16 protein-coding genes are annotated in these 16806 nt (G+C 35.3%); 15 read left to right on the top strand and 1 reads right to left on the bottom strand.

All coding sequences use genetic code 11. The features are described from left to right. Positions 1–10: 10 nt before the first annotated feature. The 5 genes from ACWV26_RS19585 to ACWV26_RS19565 all read left to right on the top strand — a co-directional run bounded on the left by ACWV26_RS19585 (position 11) and on the right by ACWV26_RS19565 (position 4762). Positions 11–685 (top strand): response regulator transcription factor, encoded by a 675-nt coding sequence (locus ACWV26_RS19585; RefSeq protein ID WP_455896326.1) that lies wholly within the window; start codon positions 11–13, stop codon positions 683–685. Further along, positions 675–2111: a HAMP domain-containing sensor histidine kinase gene (locus ACWV26_RS19580; protein WP_455896325.1), complete on the top strand. Its 1437-nt coding sequence runs from the start codon at positions 675–677 to the stop codon at positions 2109–2111. The genes ACWV26_RS19585 and ACWV26_RS19580 overlap by 11 nt, the downstream gene beginning before the upstream one ends. Before the next feature lie 198 nt (positions 2112–2309). After that, positions 2310–3257 carry a peptidylprolyl isomerase gene (locus tag ACWV26_RS19575; RefSeq protein ID WP_455896324.1) on the top strand — a complete coding sequence of 316 codons (948 nt, stop codon included), beginning with the start codon at positions 2310–2312 and terminating at the stop codon, positions 3255–3257. Between the two features lie 290 nt (positions 3258–3547). Then, on the top strand, positions 3548–4162 hold the full coding sequence (locus ACWV26_RS19570) for an SAM-dependent methyltransferase (protein ID WP_455896323.1): 615 nt from the start codon (positions 3548–3550) through the stop codon (positions 4160–4162). A gap of 177 nt (positions 4163–4339) precedes the next feature. Then, entirely contained in the window at positions 4340–4762 is a 423-nt protein-coding gene (locus ACWV26_RS19565; RefSeq protein ID WP_455896322.1) for a MarR family winged helix-turn-helix transcriptional regulator, read from the top strand. A 150-nt stretch (positions 4763–4912) separates the two neighbouring features. Here the strand turns inward: ACWV26_RS19565 and ACWV26_RS19560 are convergent, their stop codons facing one another. Next, positions 4913–5530 carry a TetR/AcrR family transcriptional regulator gene (locus tag ACWV26_RS19560; RefSeq protein ID WP_455896321.1) on the bottom strand — a complete coding sequence of 206 codons (618 nt, stop codon included), beginning with the start codon at positions 5528–5530 and terminating at the stop codon, positions 4913–4915. Positions 5531–5651: 121 nt separating this feature from the next. On the opposite strand from ACWV26_RS19560, the gene ACWV26_RS19555 reads away from it, so the two are divergent. The 10 genes from ACWV26_RS19555 (at position 5652) to ACWV26_RS19510 (ending at position 16790) form a co-directional block, all read left to right on the top strand. Continuing rightward, complete coding sequence (locus tag ACWV26_RS19555; protein WP_455896320.1) at positions 5652–7865, top strand: MMPL family transporter; 2214 nt, start codon at positions 5652–5654, stop codon at positions 7863–7865. A 326-nt stretch (positions 7866–8191) separates the two neighbouring features. Continuing rightward, entirely contained in the window at positions 8192–9394 is a 1203-nt protein-coding gene (locus tag ACWV26_RS19550) for an ABC transporter substrate-binding protein (RefSeq protein ID WP_455896319.1), read from the top strand. An 84-nt stretch (positions 9395–9478) separates the two neighbouring features. Continuing rightward, complete coding sequence (locus ACWV26_RS19545) at positions 9479–10354, top strand: branched-chain amino acid ABC transporter permease (protein ID WP_455896318.1); 876 nt, start codon at positions 9479–9481, stop codon at positions 10352–10354. A gap of 13 nt (positions 10355–10367) precedes the next feature. Continuing rightward, positions 10368–11306 carry a branched-chain amino acid ABC transporter permease gene (locus ACWV26_RS19540; protein WP_455896317.1) on the top strand — a complete coding sequence of 313 codons (939 nt, stop codon included), beginning with the start codon at positions 10368–10370 and terminating at the stop codon, positions 11304–11306. After that, a complete protein-coding gene (locus ACWV26_RS19535) occupies positions 11307–12083 on the top strand; it encodes an ABC transporter ATP-binding protein (protein WP_455896316.1) in 777 nt (258 codons plus the stop codon). Position 12084: 1 nt separating this feature from the next. Beyond that, positions 12085–12792 carry an ABC transporter ATP-binding protein gene (locus tag ACWV26_RS19530; RefSeq protein WP_455896315.1) on the top strand — a complete coding sequence of 236 codons (708 nt, stop codon included), beginning with the start codon at positions 12085–12087 and terminating at the stop codon, positions 12790–12792. Positions 12793–12921: 129 nt separating this feature from the next. Next, on the top strand, positions 12922–13686 hold the full coding sequence (locus ACWV26_RS19525) for a tyrosine-protein phosphatase (RefSeq protein ID WP_455896314.1): 765 nt from the start codon (positions 12922–12924) through the stop codon (positions 13684–13686). 232 nt (positions 13687–13918) lie between these two features. Next, complete coding sequence (locus tag ACWV26_RS19520; RefSeq protein WP_455896313.1) at positions 13919–14644, top strand: YveK family protein; 726 nt, start codon at positions 13919–13921, stop codon at positions 14642–14644. A 244-nt stretch (positions 14645–14888) separates the two neighbouring features. Continuing rightward, a complete protein-coding gene (gene exaC, locus ACWV26_RS19515; protein ID WP_455896312.1) occupies positions 14889–16406 on the top strand; it encodes an acetaldehyde dehydrogenase ExaC in 1518 nt (505 codons plus the stop codon). 21 nt (positions 16407–16427) lie between these two features. Further along, complete coding sequence (locus tag ACWV26_RS19510) at positions 16428–16790, top strand: DUF779 domain-containing protein (protein WP_455896311.1); 363 nt, start codon at positions 16428–16430, stop codon at positions 16788–16790. Positions 16791–16806 lie beyond the last annotated feature (16 nt).

The following is a 16806-nucleotide window of genomic DNA, read 5'->3' as shown; positions in this document are numbered from 1 at the left end:
GGGATCTGTTATGGTTAAGGTATTAATCGTAGAAGATGAATTTGCAATCAGCCAAGTGCTAAAGGCGTATTTACAGAAGGTGCACTTTCAAACAGAACAGGCTTATACAGGTTCTGAAGCAATTGAAAAATTTCATACTTGGACGCCAAATATAGTTTTGTTGGACGTGATGTTGCCTGGAAAAAATGGTTGGCAAATATTAAAGGAAATCCGCCAAGAAAGTAACTGTCCAATTATCATGCTAACGGCATTAGGTGATGTCAAATACAGATTGGAAGGGTTAAATGATGGTGCCGATGATTATATCTCAAAACCCTTTGTCGCAGAGGAAGTTGTTGCTCGGGTTAAAGCTGTTTTAAGAAGAACACAAGAAGACACAGGGCCCAAACGACAATTTGGCAGTTTAGAGATTAATCTGCAATCTCATCAAGTAATGATAGGTGACCATGAAATTGATTTAACACCACGTGATTTGTCGGTTTTAATGTTTCTTGCAGAACACCCTAATCATACATTTACACGTGAACAACTGATAGAACAAGTCTGGGGCTTTGGATATGATGGTAGCGACCGAGCAGTAGACTTAGCTATTAAACGATTACGTAAAGCTTTACAGAATTGGCCAGTAACTGAAGGTGAGATTAAAACATTACGGGGATTGGGGTATCAATTAAGTGTCAAATAAGATTAATAAAAAGAGGGTCACTTTAACCAGATATTGGACCAGCCGATATTTACTCACATTATGTGTAGGGCTAACAATTGTGGCATTCCTGTCTGCAATATGGATACGTCATACAACATTGCAAAACCGGTTAGGTATGCTTGAGTTTATGGGAGAAGAAATTACTAATCATTTAGAGGATAATTCTACGAACAATGCGTTAGAGAATTCAAGACATAATAATTTAGATCCGGACGTATTTAGAGAACGGGAACGATTTATGGATATGGGCATCAAGCCTAATATTTATATTGTAGATACAGAAGGAAATATCCTATTAACCAATCACCCGAAGGGCCCAATGGAACAACAGACATTGCCAAAATCAGTTATGTCATCAAAGAATGTTATTACCAAATTTAAATCTGAAGTTTCTATGCAATTTAACTATGCAGTCAAAAAGAAAATTGAAATCGACAATAAAACAGTTGGCTACGTCATTATAACGGAGACAAAAGAACATCTTACTCGTCTAAATCAAGAATATAGTCAATTGGCCATTATGATTGGTTGTTTAGCTTTACTTGGATTGGGGGCAATTTACTTTTTGTCACGTCGTTTAGCAAAGCCTATAAAGGATGTTGCTTTTGCAGCAAAGCTTGTGCAAGATGGCAATTATAATATTCAATTACCAGATAATATTAAAGAGGAAGAAGTATTTGAACTTGTTCATTCCTTCAAAGAAATGGCGTCAAGGCTAGAACAATTAGAGGCGATGAGGACTGAATTATTGGCTGGTGTAACACATGAATTAAAGACCCCAGTCACATCTATTAGTGGCTTATTACAAGCGATTCAAGATGGTGTTGTGGAGGGGGAAGAACAAAAGGATTTCATCCGAATGGCTGTTACTGAAACAGCCAAATTAAAAACAATGGTTGGAGATTTACTAGCATTTAACTCATTTTCTGTTAATGCGATTCCTGTAAAGCTTGAAAAATTTGAAATCAATCAAATAATGCAAGAAACAGCAACACAGTGGGAACTTACACAGGATACTGAAGATATTGAATTGAACTTAGTATTATTAAAAGGGCCTAGACTAGTAGAAATTGATCTTGTCAGATTCCAACAAATATTTACTAATCTATTTACAAATGCAAAGCAAGCAATGAAAGGCCAGGGGAAAATTACCGTGTCACTTAGTGAAACAGAGGGTGATGTACTAATATCTGTTGCGGACACAGGAGGAGGAATTCCAGCTGAAGAACGAATGCTTGTTTTTGAACGTTTCTATAGAGGAGAAAATAAAAAATATGAAGTAAGAGGGCTTGGCCTTGGGTTAACTCTTAGTAAGATGATGGCCCAATCAATTGGGGGAGACCTCCGTCTTCTGGAAAGTTCTGAAAAGGGTACAATTTTTGAAGTTGCTATTCCACTAACATAGAAAGACACAGTATTCAGATAAGAACAGTATCTCCTTTTAAATAAAAGAAGTAATAGAAGAAGTCACTCAAATATATATTTTGAGTGGCTCTTTATTTTTTCTTAGATTTGCCCTCGACATTTAACTGACACATTGGGGTTATATAGTATGTATTGTAAAGAAGAAATAACGGACAACCAAAAAGAAAGGAAGAAGTAGATGAATGAATTGAATTCTAACAACAAACTGAAAAGGAATAGTAAAAAGTTAATTTTAGCGATTGGCATTCCACTTATATGTGTAGTGGCAGTTATCACTTATTATATTGCGCTTAAAAATAGTTATGTAGCGAAAGTAGGTAATGTGAAAATCTCACAAGAAGAGTTGAATACAGCATTAAACAAGCAATATGGGACAACAATTCTTGATACTTTGATTTCAGATAAAGTAATTGAACTTGAAGCCAAAAAGCAAGATGTAACTGTTTCTAAAAAGGCGGTTCAATCACAACTTGATACATTAGCAACCCAGTATGGTAGTGAGGAGGCGTTAGAATCTGCACTTGCTTCCAGTAATATGACAATAAGCGATGCTAAGAAAAGCATCGAAACGTATCTACTAGCAAAAAAGTTAATGGAGCCGACTCTAAAAATTACAGATACAGAATTAAAATCATACTTTAAGGAAAATAAAGAGACATACGACCAAGCGGCGCAAGTAGAAGCAAGCCATATTTTATTAAACGATAAGAAAACAGCCAATACTGTATTAGACAAATTAAAAAATGGGGAAGATTGGGATACATTGGCCAAAAAATATTCACAGGATTCAAGTAATGCATCTGACGGGGGAAAATTGGGATACTTCTCGAAAAGTGATATGGATGAAGATTTTGCGAATACAGCGTTTTCACTAAAAGTTGGAGAAACAAGTGGCGCCGTCAAATCATCTTACGGGTATCACATTATTAAAGTAACTGGGAAAAAGGATGCAAAAGAGGCTAACTATGCTGATGTCAAAGATCAAGTTAAAGAAGCAGTAGTTGAACAAAAAATTAATGATAACTATAGTACATGGTTGTCTTCACTTTATGAAGATTACAAAATTGAAAATAAATTAACAGATGATAGTAGTTCAGCTTCTAACTCAAGTTCAAGTAAGAGTTAATAGTAAAAATAAATCATTGTTAGTTACAAAAGACTGCATAATATAAGTATCGAGTCTGTAATAGAAGCAGTAAATAGTGTTATCCCACACATTTCTCCACATTGTACTAGACTAATTTAGTATTAAAATAGTTTTCTAGAGCTCTATAATAATACTACTACAGATATCCTTAATACTTTCACATACCTTTTCTTTTTAAATATGTTGCGAATTGACTTATACTTTCTTTATAAGAGTGTCAACTGCATCATTAGTGAGGAAATTTATCTCTAAATAAGTGGGGGATTTCAATGTATGATCAACAATATGATCAGTTACTACATATTCACACAACAAGGGATCAACAGAGCTTACCAATGTTTACGAATTATTACCCATACGAGCCCACACCTTATGCTGTTTTAGATTTTTGCTTTGATAAAATTGAATTTGAAACTGATGATCGTTTAATTGATTTTGGTTGTGGTAAAGGTCGAGTTGCCTTTTATGTTAATCACCGCTTTCATGTCGAAACTTTAGGAATTGAATTAAACGAAAATTATATCCAAGATGCTTTAGAAAATAAAGTACACTATTCAAAAGAGCATCGCCTATTGAATGCACCCATAAGTTTTTTATGCATGAAAGCGGAAGAATATATAATCCAACCACAAGACAATATTTTCTTTTTCTTTCATCCGTTTTCGATAGAGATTTTCCAAAAAGTCATTATAAATATCGTGAAATCTTATCAAGCACATTCTCGAAAAATTTATGTGATGTTGTACTATCCATCTTTTGATTACATTCGATTTTTGCGAAATGAGACGCAATTCATGGTAGTAAGAGATGTTCTAATACCTAATGTTTCCCTTTACAATAGGCATGAGAGGATTATGATATTTGAATACTGTGAGGAATTTTAGAAGATTACAAAATACTTTTATTCTTAGCTTTAGAACAAATAAGACATGAAGTAAAAGGATATACTGGACTTGCCCACACTTGTACAACAGATTATAGTAAAAAATTAGAAATCATATGCAGGCTAACATCTCTAAAATAACTTTAGGGGTGTTTTTTCGATACTTTAGGAGGTAATAATGAATAATTTTAGAAATTTATTTCATCAGCTAATTTTGACATACAGACCGTTTGAAACGCAGCTAAATGAACAATTAGCAAAACACAATTTACACCGGACAGAGTGGAGTGTTTTATACTATTTAATTACCTCTGAGTCGATGACATTAGTAGAGATGGCAAAACTTTTAAGTGTTGAAAAGCCGAATATTACAAGAACAATGAAGAGCTTAGTGGAACTTGGTTACGTAGAATCGAAACAAGGTCAAGATAAACGAGAAAAGCATATGACAGTCACTGACAAAGGAACTAAAATATACAACGAAATTCGGGTAACTGTTGACGCGTTTGAGCAGAGAATTTTAGCTGGTGTACCTGAAGAGGAACAGCTTGCAATTACTCAAACATTAGAAAAAATTAGAGGAAACCTATTGAATAAATAGTGGTTTCGAAATTATTCGCACATAGGAACTGTGATCAAAAGATTTTAGTTATTAGAAAAAATGAAAAAGCTTAGTTCATGTTATGTGAACTAAGCTTTTTTATATAACGAACTCAGTATACATTTTAAGAGCTATGTCTTTAGTACACTATCACATTCCTAACCCTTTCCAGAAAAACTCTACAATTTGATCGGCCATTTCATCTATAGAACTAAAAATGGTTTTACCACGGGAGTCTCTATAATTACCCACATTTAACATAGTGATGAAAATTTGTGTAATAAATTTTGAATCATATGGAGGAATCTCACCTTTTTCCATAGCTTCTATAAATACTTTTTCAATTTCCTCATACATCTTTACTTCCAATTGTTCCATTTGTTTTTGTTGTTCTTCAGATAAGTTGACTTTAGCGTCCTTCATAAAATTATTTAAATCAATATCAACTGTAGCTGACAGATGAATTTTAATGAGTTGATATAAACGTATTTTCAAAGGTTCGCCAGTGGCTAGGATATTATTGATTCTTTCTCTAATACGTAACATCATTTCAATCATACAGTCTGTATATAAATCTGCTTTTGTAGCGTAGTAATAATAAATGGTGGCTTTTGTTATATCACAAGCTTTTGCCACATCATCCATAGAGACAATTTTAAAACCATTCTGTAAAAATAACGCAGTAGCAGTTTCTAGAATAATGGTCTTTGTAGGTTTTGATAGTTGATCATGACGAGGTCTTCCTAGATTCCGATGTTTTTGTTGCACGCGACTCGCTCCTAAATACGCTATTTTTTATTTACAGTATAACATATAGAAAAAAATGCTTGAATAATTAACTGACCGGTATATATAATTATTTTATTGAGGAAAGGTTGGTGACTTTTGAATGAAAAAGGATCCGTTTGAACTTTGGGGATCTTTTGTTGGCGGAAAAAGAACAAGGTGGATTACTTTAGCGGTGTGGGTATTACTCGTTACGGTTTTATCTTTTATATGGCCACAAGTAAACAGCATTGAAAATGCCTCAACAGATGATCTACCAAAGAAAATGATGTCTCAGCAGGCCAATGAAATACTCAATAAGGAGTTTTCAGATGATTCCGGGAATCCGCTATTAATCGTCTGGCATCGAAATGGGAAATTAAAAGAAGAAGACTTTACAAACATTCAAAATATCTATAAAAAACTAGCTGATCAGCCACTGACAGCGCAAGTTTCAGTTCCACCTTTAGGATCAATACCATTACAAACATTGCGGACTGAGGTTTCTGAAAATGGAACAACGCTCGTTACACCAGTATTTTTTGATTCAAATGCTCCAACTGATGAATTAAAGAAAAATATAGATTCTCTTCAAAAGTTGGTAGCAAAAGAAGTTGGTAGTAATCCATTTGATGAGAAGTTAACAAATAATGACTTACAGTTACGTTTATCCGGTCCTGTAGGAATTCAAATTGATGCAGTCAGTTTATTTTCACAGGCTGATGTGAAATTAATGATTGCAACTGTTTTACTTGTGTTAGTACTACTTATCTTATTGTATCGTTCACCACTTTTAGCTATTATTCCGTTATTGATAGTGGGATTTGCATACGGTTTAATCAGCCCAGCTCTTGGCTTTTTTGCTGAACAAGGATGGATAACAAAAGATGCTCAGGCTGTATCCATAATGACAGTCTTATTATTTGGAGCGGGCACAGATTATTGCTTATTCTTAATTTCCAAATATCGAGAGGTTCTTTTTGAAATAGAAGACCGGTATAAAGCTATGAAATTAGCTGTCAAAGAATCGGGTAGTGCTATTGCGATGAGTGCGTTAACTGTAGTTATTGGACTTTTGACACTGAGCTTAGCACACTATGGTGCTTTCCAAAGATTTTCTGTTCCGTTTAGCTTTGCGGTTCTATTAATGGGGATTGCATCCTTAACTATTTTACCTGCATTGTTAGTTTTAATAGGCCGCGCTGCATTCTATCCATTCATTCCTCGTACAGAAGAAATGGAAAAGGAAAGAGCAATTAAAAAAGGAAAAGCATATAAAGAACGAAAAGCACAACATCGCTTTAGTCAAAAAATTGGCCATATCGTTACACGAAAACCCTGGACGGTAATTATTACTACTATTATCTTGTTAGGGGGATTAGCAGCAGTTGTTCCTAAAATACATTTTACGTTTGATTTGCTATCGTCTTTCCCAAAAGATATGCAATCAAGAGAAGGATTCCAACTAATTTCTGATAATTTTTCTCCCGGAGAATTAGCACCAGTTAAAGTTATTGTAGATATAGATGGGGAAAATATGGACTTACAAAAGAATTTAGAGGATCTTTCTTACGTAGATGAGGTGAGTAATCCTGTAACAGGGAAAAGTAGCGAACAATTGCAATTATACGAATTAAACTTGAGTGGCAATCCCTATTCATCTGAAGCATTGGAACAAATACCTAAGTTAAAGAAAAAGGTAACTCAAATTCTACATGATGAAGGTATAACTAAAGCAAGTGAACATGTATGGATTGGAGGAGAGACGGCTACTCAATATGATACAAAGCGTACTATTGAACGAGATGAATCAGTGATTATACCAACGATGATTGCAATCATTGCACTGTTGTTGTTAATTTATTTGCGTTCTATAATAGCAACTGCTTATTTAATTTTTACTGTTGTTTTATCTTACTTTGGAGCTCTTGGAGCAGGATGGCTTGTGTTACATTATCTTTTCGGAGCAGAAGCTATTCAAGGTTCTATACCACTCTATTCATTTGTGTTTTTAGTAGCACTTGGAGAAGATTATAATATTTTTATGGTATCGGAAATTTGGAAAAAGAGAAAAACACAGGGGCATCTTAAAGCAGTTGCGGGTGGGGTTGTCCATACTAGTAATGTGATCACTTCAGCTGGCCTAATTTTAGCAGGTACTTTTGCTGTACTAGCGACATTGCCAATTCAAGCGCTTGTACAATTTGGGGTCGTAACAGCGATTGGTGTTTTATTAGATACATTTATCGTTCGTCCATTACTTGTACCAGCTTTAACAACTGTTACTGGTAAATATGCATTTTGGCCAAGTAAATTATTTAAAGACATAAATCAATAAAGTTGGAGTAAAGAGCGGAGAACAATATCGATCTCCGCTCTTTACTATATTTAATGGACTAATTCTTTTAAATCAATAAAGCCCCTTATATAAAGTGCAAAGATACCAATTTGTACTTTATATAATACAAAAATACTACTTTTATTATGTTTTTTAAATATTTAAAATTCACTAAAAATTATTATAGACTAAATGATATGAATCAATTACAATATGATTGTGAAAATAGTTTGTAGGGATTAGAAAATCTTATATTTTTAACTGTTTCAGACTAACTTAAATTATCTGAAATATCAAAATATACAGATAAACAAGGGGGATATTACATGATACAAAAAAACAAGTTAAAACGCTATGCTTCGGTATTTTTAGCTTCATCTCTAGTTGTTGGGATACTAGCAGGATGTGGTAGCAAAGAAAATACTTCATCAGGTAGCAATGGCGGTAAAAGTGATGAAATCAAAGTGGGCTTGAATTTAGAACTATCTGGGCCTGTAGCATCTTACGGTTCTGGTATTTCTAAAGGGGCAAAACTTGCAATTGATGAAATTAACAAGGCAGGTGGTATCGATGGCAAAAAAATCGTACCAGTCGAAATTGACAATAAATCAGATGCAGCAGAAGCTACAACTGCTGCCATTAAATTAGCAACTCAAGAAAAAGTTGTAGCACAAATAGGTTCCGCAACTTCAGGTGATACAGTAGCCGCAGTACAAATTGCAAATAAGAATAAGATGCCAGTTATTGGCCCATCAGCAACATCTGAAACAGTAACGATTAATGAAAAAGGCGAGCTAAACGAATACGCATTCCGTACATGCTTTATCGATCCATTCCAAGGTCAAATTGCTGCAAACTTTGCTCTAAATACATTGAAAACAAAGAATGTAGCAATTTTCGCTGATAGTGCGAGTGATTATGCAAAAGGATTAGCAAAATCATTTAAAGAAACAGTTGAGAAAAACGGAGGTAAGGTTGTTGCAGAGGAATCTTATGTGGCAAAGGATACAGATTTCAAATCAACTTTAACTCGTTTAAAATCTAAAAAACCTGATTTTATCTATATTCCTGGTTATTACGAGGAAGTAGGTTTAATTATTAAACAAGCCCGCGCAGCAGGAATTGACGTGCCTTTGATGGGCGGAGATGGTTGGGATTCTCCAAAAATGCTTGAATTAGCTGGTAAAGATGCATTAAATAATACGTACTTTACAAACCACTATTCTGCAGAAGACCCTGATGAAAAAATCCAAAAATTCGTAGCAGCATTTAAGGCAGCAAATAAAGACCAAGCACCTGATGCATTTAATGCTTTAGGATATGACACAGTATATTGGTTAAAAGATGCAGTTGAACGTGCTGGATCAACGGATGGCGAAAAAGTTAAAAAAGCTTTAGAAGAAACTAAGGACTTATCTTTAGTAACAGGTAACTTCTCAGTGGACGAAAAACATAACCCGGTGAAAACGGCAACAGTTCTTGAATTTAAAGACGGTAAACAAGTGTTCAACTCTAAAGTTAATCCTTAATGTGTTAGGTGAAAAGGGGGGAAACTGTCCTCCCTTTTCTTGTTTTAAACTAAGCCAAAACTTAATAGAAGGAGTGAAATTTTAATGGAATGGTTGCAACAATTAGTTAATGGTATTTCACTCGGTAGTATTTATGCATTAATAGCTCTGGGCTACACGATGGTATATGGCATTATCAAGCTGATTAACTTTGCACATGGCGATGTATTTATGATTGGGGCATTCATTGGGTTTTATGGTATTGCACGATGGGATATTGGATTTATCCCTGCTTTACTTTTAGCAATGATTGTATGTGCTATTTTAGGTGTATTAATTGAGCGAATTGCTTATAAACGTTTACGTAATGCAACGCGTATAGCAGCATTAATAACAGCTATAGGTGTATCGTTGTTAATCGAATATACAACGATTTTCTTCCGTGGCGCACAACCAGAAGCATATCCTGATGTCGTTTCAAATAAATCAATTAATTTTTTAGGTGCACAAATTAGTATGCAATCAATCATGATTTTATCGGTATCGATTATTCTAATGATTATACTACAATTCATTGTACATAAAACTAAAATAGGTAAAGCAATGCGTGCAGTATCATATGATGTTGAGGCAGCACGTTTAATGGGAATCAATGTGGATAATACCATTTCCATTACATTTGCGATTGGTTCTGCGTTAGCAGGTGCAGCTGGTGTTATCTTTGGTGTCTATTATACGAAAATCGATCCGTTAATGGGGATAATTCCGGGAGTCAAAGCATTCGTAGCGGCAGTACTCGGTGGTATTGGTATTATTCCAGGTGCAATGACAGGTGGGATGGTACTGGGGGTTGTTGAGACAATCGTAAGTGCATTAGGTTTCTCACTATGGCGGGATGCAGCAGCATTCGTCATTCTAATTTTAATACTAATCTTTAGACCTGCGGGGATCTTTGGTAAAAACACCCGTGAGAAAGTGTAGGTGAGTAGTGCTTATGAAAAAGTCTAAAGTATTTTGGGTCTATCTTGTAATAGCGTTAGTAGTCTACGCGGTCATTCAATTCTTAATTTCGAATGGACAGCTGGATATGTATTATTCAAATCTATTTATTACGATTGCCATCAATATTATATTAGCGGTTAGTTTGCATTTGGTTATTGGTATTACGGGTCAGTTTTCAATTGGCCATGCTGGATTTTTGGCTGTAGGAGCATATATTTCTGCTATTTGTACAACCAATTTAGGTTGGCCGTTCCCGATAGGATTGTTAATCGGTGCAATTGTTGCAGCGCTTGCTGGTTTAATCGTCGGTATCCCTACGCTTCGATTAAAAGGGGACTATTTGGCTATCGCTACATTAGGGTTTGCAGAAATTATCCGTATTATATTCTTGAACCTTGACTATGTAGGCGGAGCTGCAGGAATGCAGGTAGACTATTTAACAACTTGGACCTACGCTTTCTTTTGCGTAATAATCACAATTATTGTGATTTCAAACTTTACGAATTCCAGACATGGTCGAGCATGTATTGCTGTCCGAGAAGATGAAATCGCTGCAGATGCGATGGGGATTAACACCACGTACTATAAAGTATTAGCCTTTGCAATTGGGTCATTTTTTGCGGGGCTTGCAGGCGGGTTATTTTCTCACAATTTCTTTATTATCCAACCTTCACAATTTGGCTTTTTAAAGTCATTTGATATTTTGATTTATGTTGTGCTAGGGGGTTTAGGAAGTTTATCTGGAGCTGTTATTGCAGCTATATTGCTGACTGTCATTTCACTATTTCTTCAAGACTTCCCTGAAACTCGTATGATTATCTATAGTTTAGTGTTAATTATTGTCATGCTGTACCGCCCATCGGGATTAATGGGTACAAAAGAAGTTACGGATCTATTTAAATTTGGAAAAAAGCAAAAGGAGGTAGAGTAAATGAGTGACCTTCTTTTAAAGGTGGAAAATGTAGGAATTCAGTTTGGTGGCTTAAAAGCGGTATCTAATCTGAATATGGAAATGTTTCAAGGCGAGCTAATTGGCTTGATTGGTCCAAATGGTGCTGGCAAAACGACAAGTTTTAATATGTTAACTGGCGTCTATAAACCAACAGAAGGTGTTATTACATTTGATGGGAAAAAGACAAACAATATGTCTCCTCACCAAGTAACCAAAAGTGGCGTTAGTCGAACATTCCAAAATATTCGCTTGTTTAAGGAATTATCAGTCTTGGATAATGTTAAAGTAGCAAACCATTCACTTGCTCACCACTCTGTATTCAGTTCTATTTTACGTTTGCCAAGTTATTTCAAAGGTGAAGCAAAGATGGAACAAGAGTCAATTGAGTTTTTGAAAATTTTTGGATTAGATAAGTATATGCATGAATTGGCAAAGAATCTTCCGTATGGGATGCAACGTCGCCTAGAAATTGCACGTGCATTAGCAGCTAAGCCAAAACTTTTACTGCTAGATGAGCCGGCAGCAGGGATGAATCCTCAAGAAACACATGATTTAATGGAGCTAATAGCGCTCATTCGCGAAAAGTTCAATTTAACTATTCTTCTAATTGAACACGATATGGGACTTGTAATGGGAATCTGTGAACGTATTTATGTTTTGGATCATGGCCAGCTAATAGCACATGGGACACCAGAAGAAATCCGTAACAATAAGAAAGTAATTGAAGCTTATTTAGGTGAGGAGGTAACGGATTAAGATGCTTAAAGTAAATGACATCAATGTATTTTACGGTAATATTCAAGCATTAAAAGGTGTCTCCTTAGAAGTGAATGAAGGCGAAATTGTAACATTAATTGGTGCAAACGGTGCCGGTAAAAGTACATTACTAAAAACTTTATCCGGACTATTGAAACCTAAGCAAGGAACAATAGAATATCTAGGCAATTCAATTTCAGGAAAGCCTGCGCAAGCTATTGTAAAAGCTGGTATTTCCCAAGTTCCAGAGGGCCGTCGTGTATTTGCGAATATGACGGTAGAGGAAAATCTAGAATTAGGCGCATACTTGCGGAATGACCGTGCTGAGATTGCAAAGGATAAAGAGCGTATATTTAAGATATTTCCAATACTATTAGAACGTCGTAAACAATTATCTGGTACCTTATCCGGCGGTGAACAACAAATGTTAGCAATGGGACGTGCGATTATGGCAAAACCAAAACTACTTTTGTTAGATGAACCATCAATGGGGTTAGCTCCAATCATGGTGAAAACCATCTTCAATACAATAGAGGCTATTAGTAAAGAAGGAACAACGATACTTTTGGTTGAGCAAAATGCACATATGGCACTTTCTGTAGCAGATCGTGCATATGTAATTGAAACAGGGCGTGTCGTATTGTCAGGAACTGCAAAAGAATTGCAAGAGTCTGAAGAAGTAAAAGCTGCATATTTAGGTGGTTTATAATAATGAAAAGCTGCATTTTCGGTGTCAATACATTAGAAAATGCAGCTTTTGTTTCATCTACAAGGAATAACACTTAGAAATAGAGAAGTAAGTAAATAATAACCATTTTTTAGAAGGGATAGATTTTATATGGTCGATATACATAGTCATATCATTTTTGATGTTGATGATGGACCAAAAAGCTATGAAGAATCAATTAAAATGCTTAAAGCAGCTAGTACTGAAGGAATTACAGAAATAATTTCTACCTCACATGCTTATCACCCTCAATATGACGCCAAAGTTGGAATAATTAAAGAAAGAATCGCCACATTACAACAAGCGCTATTCGAACAGGAGATTCCGTTAACGTTGCATATCGGGCAAGAGGTTAGAATACACGAACATATTTGCCAGCATCTAGGTGAAGGGGCTGCATTAACATTAGCTAATTCCAACTATTTATTACTAGAACTTCCATCAAGTGGGGTACCCCAATATACATTTGATATGGTCAATAAATTAGTAGAAAAGGATATTACGCCGATTATTGCCCATCCTGAACGCAACAAAGGTATAGCAGAAAAGCCGGAACTTCTTTCACGGCTTATTCGGCAAGGTGCTCTATCTCAGGTAACTGCTGGGAGCATTGCAGGACATTTTGGTAAATCTGTGCAACGTACTGCTCTAAACTTAATCGATGCCCAGCTTGTCCATTCTTATGGATCAGATGTCCACAATTTGGATACTAGACCATACCTATTCCTTAAAGGGCTAAATTATTTAGAGAAGCATAAGCGATCAGAGTGGGTAGACTACTTATTAGAAAACAATGATAAGATACTATTCAACCATGAGGTAATCCTTTTAGAACCTGGAATTATAGAAAAAAGGAAATGGTGGAGCATATTTTAAAAGGATAGTAATATTAATATAATTTTATTTCATAGAAAACGAAACTACATTACAAAAATGGGGTTCTCTCACTTATTTTAGTAATGTGGTTTTTTAGCTTTTCCATTTGTTAAGGTCTATACACAATTTAATAGTAGACAATAGAAAAGTTTGAGAATAGCGCGAATATCTTATGAAAGTGGACACTATAATACTTAGGTATAGATTCGTAGTTTAGATAGGAGGATTACATTTGGAAGCTACCATTAAATTAACGGACTTCTTAAAAATCATTAAAAGATATTTACTCCTGATAATTGTCATTACGGGTGTCTCGATTGGTATAACAGTTGTGATCAACTATTATGTATTAACACCAATTTACGCAGCAGAAACGCAAATTTTAGTAAATCAAAAGAATGATAAAAGTGATCAGAATATTGCGGCTCAACAGATTGATACTGATTTGCAACTAATCAATACGTATAATGTCATTATTAAAAGCCCTGTCATATTATCTAAAGTGATTGAAACACTGAATTTGACCAGTACCCCTGAAAGCTTAACAAATCAGATTAACGTTTCAAGTACGGATAACTCACAAGTATTGAATATACGAGTAGAAGACAAAAAGGCATCAAGAGCAGTAGAAATTTCAAATACAATAGCAAATGTATTTAAAAAGGAAATACCCGTATTAATGAAGGTTGACAACATTAATATATTATCAGCAGCCAAATTAGCCAAGAACCCTGCTCCGGTAAAACCTAATAAACTCTTAAATATAGGAATTGCAGCGATTATTGGTTTAATGATAGGAGTTGCCATTGCCTTTTTGAGAGAAACTTTAGATACAAGAATTAAAACTGAGCAAGATATTGTGGAGGCCTTAGATATACCGGTAATTGGCTTCATCAGCCCTATTATAGAAAGGAAAACAATTCATTCTATAAAGGAATCGAGGGGTACAGTGGTTTAATATAAATACCAAAGTTATAGTAAACTCATGAATGAATTATATCTAGTTAGTAGACTTAACAAAAGCAGTTAAAAGAAAATACACAAAATCTTCAAAATTTTAATCCATAATAGTTGAATTTTATAGAGATTTGGAACATTATAATAGATGAAAGCACTCTCAAAGAGAAAATAAGAGATTAATAGAGATAAATGAGGTAATGTGGGAGTGGGTTTTCAATTCATTTTAAGGGAGAGATTCAAGTATGATTTATGCAAATCCTAATACTGAAGGCGCTGTCGTAAACTTTAAAGAAAAATATGATAATTTTATCGGTGGCGAATGGGTAGCACCAGTAAAAGGTCAATATTTTGAAAATAAATCACCTATAACTGGTGAAGTTTTCACAAAAGCAGCTCGTTCATCTGTTGAAGATATTGAATTAGCATTAGATGCAGCACATGCAGCAAAAGATTCTTGGGGTAAAACTTCTGCAGCAGAACGTGCTATCATTTTAAATAAAATTGCAGATCGTATTGAAGAAAACCTAGAAAAACTTGCAGTAGCTGAATCTTGGGATAATGGTAAAGCGGTACGCGAAACATTAAATGCAGATATTCCTTTAGCAATTGACCACTTCCGTTATTTCGCTGGTGCAATTCGTGCTCAAGAAGGTCGTATGACTCAATTAGATGATGATACAGTTGCCTATCACTTCCAAGAGCCACTAGGTGTAGTTGGACAAATTATTCCTTGGAACTTCCCAATCTTAATGGCAGTTTGGAAACTTGCTCCTGCATTAGCAGCAGGTAACTGCGTTGTATTAAAACCAGCAGAACAAACACCAGTATCTATCATGGTGCTTATGGAGTTAATCGAAGATTTACTTCCTGCAGGTGTTGTGAATATCGTAAATGGTTTTGGTATTGAAGTAGGCAAACCACTTGCTACAAACCCACGTATTGCAAAAATTGCATTTACAGGTTCAACAGCTGTTGGTCGCCAAATCATGCAATATGCAACTGAAAATATCATTCCTGTAACACTTGAACTTGGTGGTAAGTCACCAAATGTCTTCTTTGAAGATGTATTGGACAAAGACGATGAATTCTTAGATAAAGCAATTGAAGGCTTTGTTATGTTCGCATTAAACTCTGGCGAAATTTGTACATGTCCTTCACGTGCATTAGTCCAAGAATCAATCTATGACAAATTTATTGAACGTGCATTACAACGTGTAGAAGCTATTAAAATCGGTAACCCACTAGATACTGAAGTAATGATGGGGGCTCAAGCTTCTAACGAACAACAACAAAAAATTCTTTCATACCTTAAATTAGGTAAGGAAGAAGGAGCTGAATGCTTAATCGGTGGTGAACAAAATCAAGTCGATGGTCTTGATAATGGTTACTACATCAAACCAACTGTTTTCAAAGGAAATAACAAAATGCGTATCTTCCAAGAGGAAATCTTTGGACCAGTTCTAGGAGTTACGACTTTTAAAGACTTCGATGAAGCTATCGAAATTGCAAATGATACATTATATGGCTTAGGTGCTGGTGTTTGGTCACGTTCTGGAGATATTGCTTATCGTGCAGGTCGTGCAATTCAAGCAGGTCGTGTTTGGACAAATACTTATCATCAATATCCTGCTGGTGCTGCATTTGGCGGTTACAAACAATCTGGTATTGGTCGTGAAAACCATGCTATGATGCTTGATCACTATCAACAAACTAAAAACTTACTAGTAAGCTATAATCGTAAACCACAAGGATTCTTCTAGGCCGAATAGGGAGGCATGAACATGGTAGAACGCGTAGTAGCGACAGATGAGGCACTTGCGTTAATCGAACATATTAAAGGCATTCATGGACCTATCATGTTTTATCAATCTGGTGGATGTTGTGATGGCTCAGCACCGATGTGTTATAGTGAGGGCGACTTTAAACTAGGGACTGCAGACTTGTATCTGGGGACTATAGGAGATGTACCCTTTTATATGCATAGAAGTCAATATGACTATTGGAAACATACCCAATTAATTATTGATGCAATTGAAGGTAGAGGAGCAACATTCTCATTAGATAGTGTAGAAGAAAAACATTTCATCACACATTCGAGAGTGTTCACAGCTGAAGAATACGAAGAGATTAAAAAGCTTATTTAAAAATAGAAATCTCCAG

Source organism: Rummeliibacillus sp. JY-2-4R, from assembly GCF_053847205.1.
Note: the sequence above shows the minus strand (reverse complement) of the source record. Positions and strands in the feature narration are given on the sequence as shown.

What these genes read in the sequence shown, in the direction of transcription:
- ACWV26_RS19585 (WP_455896326.1), top strand. Translation starts at nt 11, where the DNA reads ATGGTTAAGGTATTAATCGTAGAAGATGAATTTGCAATCAGCCAAGTG.
- ACWV26_RS19575 (WP_455896324.1), top strand. Translation starts at nt 2,310, where the DNA reads ATGAATGAATTGAATTCTAACAACAAACTGAAAAGGAATAGTAAAAAG.
- ACWV26_RS19570 (WP_455896323.1), top strand. Translation starts at nt 3,548, where the DNA reads ATGTATGATCAACAATATGATCAGTTACTACATATTCACACAACAAGG.
- ACWV26_RS19565 (WP_455896322.1), top strand. Translation starts at nt 4,340, where the DNA reads ATGAATAATTTTAGAAATTTATTTCATCAGCTAATTTTGACATACAGA.
- ACWV26_RS19555 (WP_455896320.1), top strand. Translation starts at nt 5,652, where the DNA reads ATGAAAAAGGATCCGTTTGAACTTTGGGGATCTTTTGTTGGCGGAAAA.
- ACWV26_RS19550 (WP_455896319.1), top strand. Translation starts at nt 8,192, where the DNA reads ATGATACAAAAAAACAAGTTAAAACGCTATGCTTCGGTATTTTTAGCT.
- ACWV26_RS19545 (WP_455896318.1), top strand. Translation starts at nt 9,479, where the DNA reads ATGGAATGGTTGCAACAATTAGTTAATGGTATTTCACTCGGTAGTATT.
- ACWV26_RS19540 (WP_455896317.1), top strand. Translation starts at nt 10,368, where the DNA reads ATGAAAAAGTCTAAAGTATTTTGGGTCTATCTTGTAATAGCGTTAGTA.
- ACWV26_RS19535 (WP_455896316.1), top strand. Translation starts at nt 11,307, where the DNA reads ATGAGTGACCTTCTTTTAAAGGTGGAAAATGTAGGAATTCAGTTTGGT.
- ACWV26_RS19530 (WP_455896315.1), top strand. Translation starts at nt 12,085, where the DNA reads ATGCTTAAAGTAAATGACATCAATGTATTTTACGGTAATATTCAAGCA.
- ACWV26_RS19525 (WP_455896314.1), top strand. Translation starts at nt 12,922, where the DNA reads ATGGTCGATATACATAGTCATATCATTTTTGATGTTGATGATGGACCA.
- exaC (WP_455896312.1), top strand. Translation starts at nt 14,889, where the DNA reads ATGATTTATGCAAATCCTAATACTGAAGGCGCTGTCGTAAACTTTAAA.
- ACWV26_RS19510 (WP_455896311.1), top strand. Translation starts at nt 16,428, where the DNA reads ATGGTAGAACGCGTAGTAGCGACAGATGAGGCACTTGCGTTAATCGAA.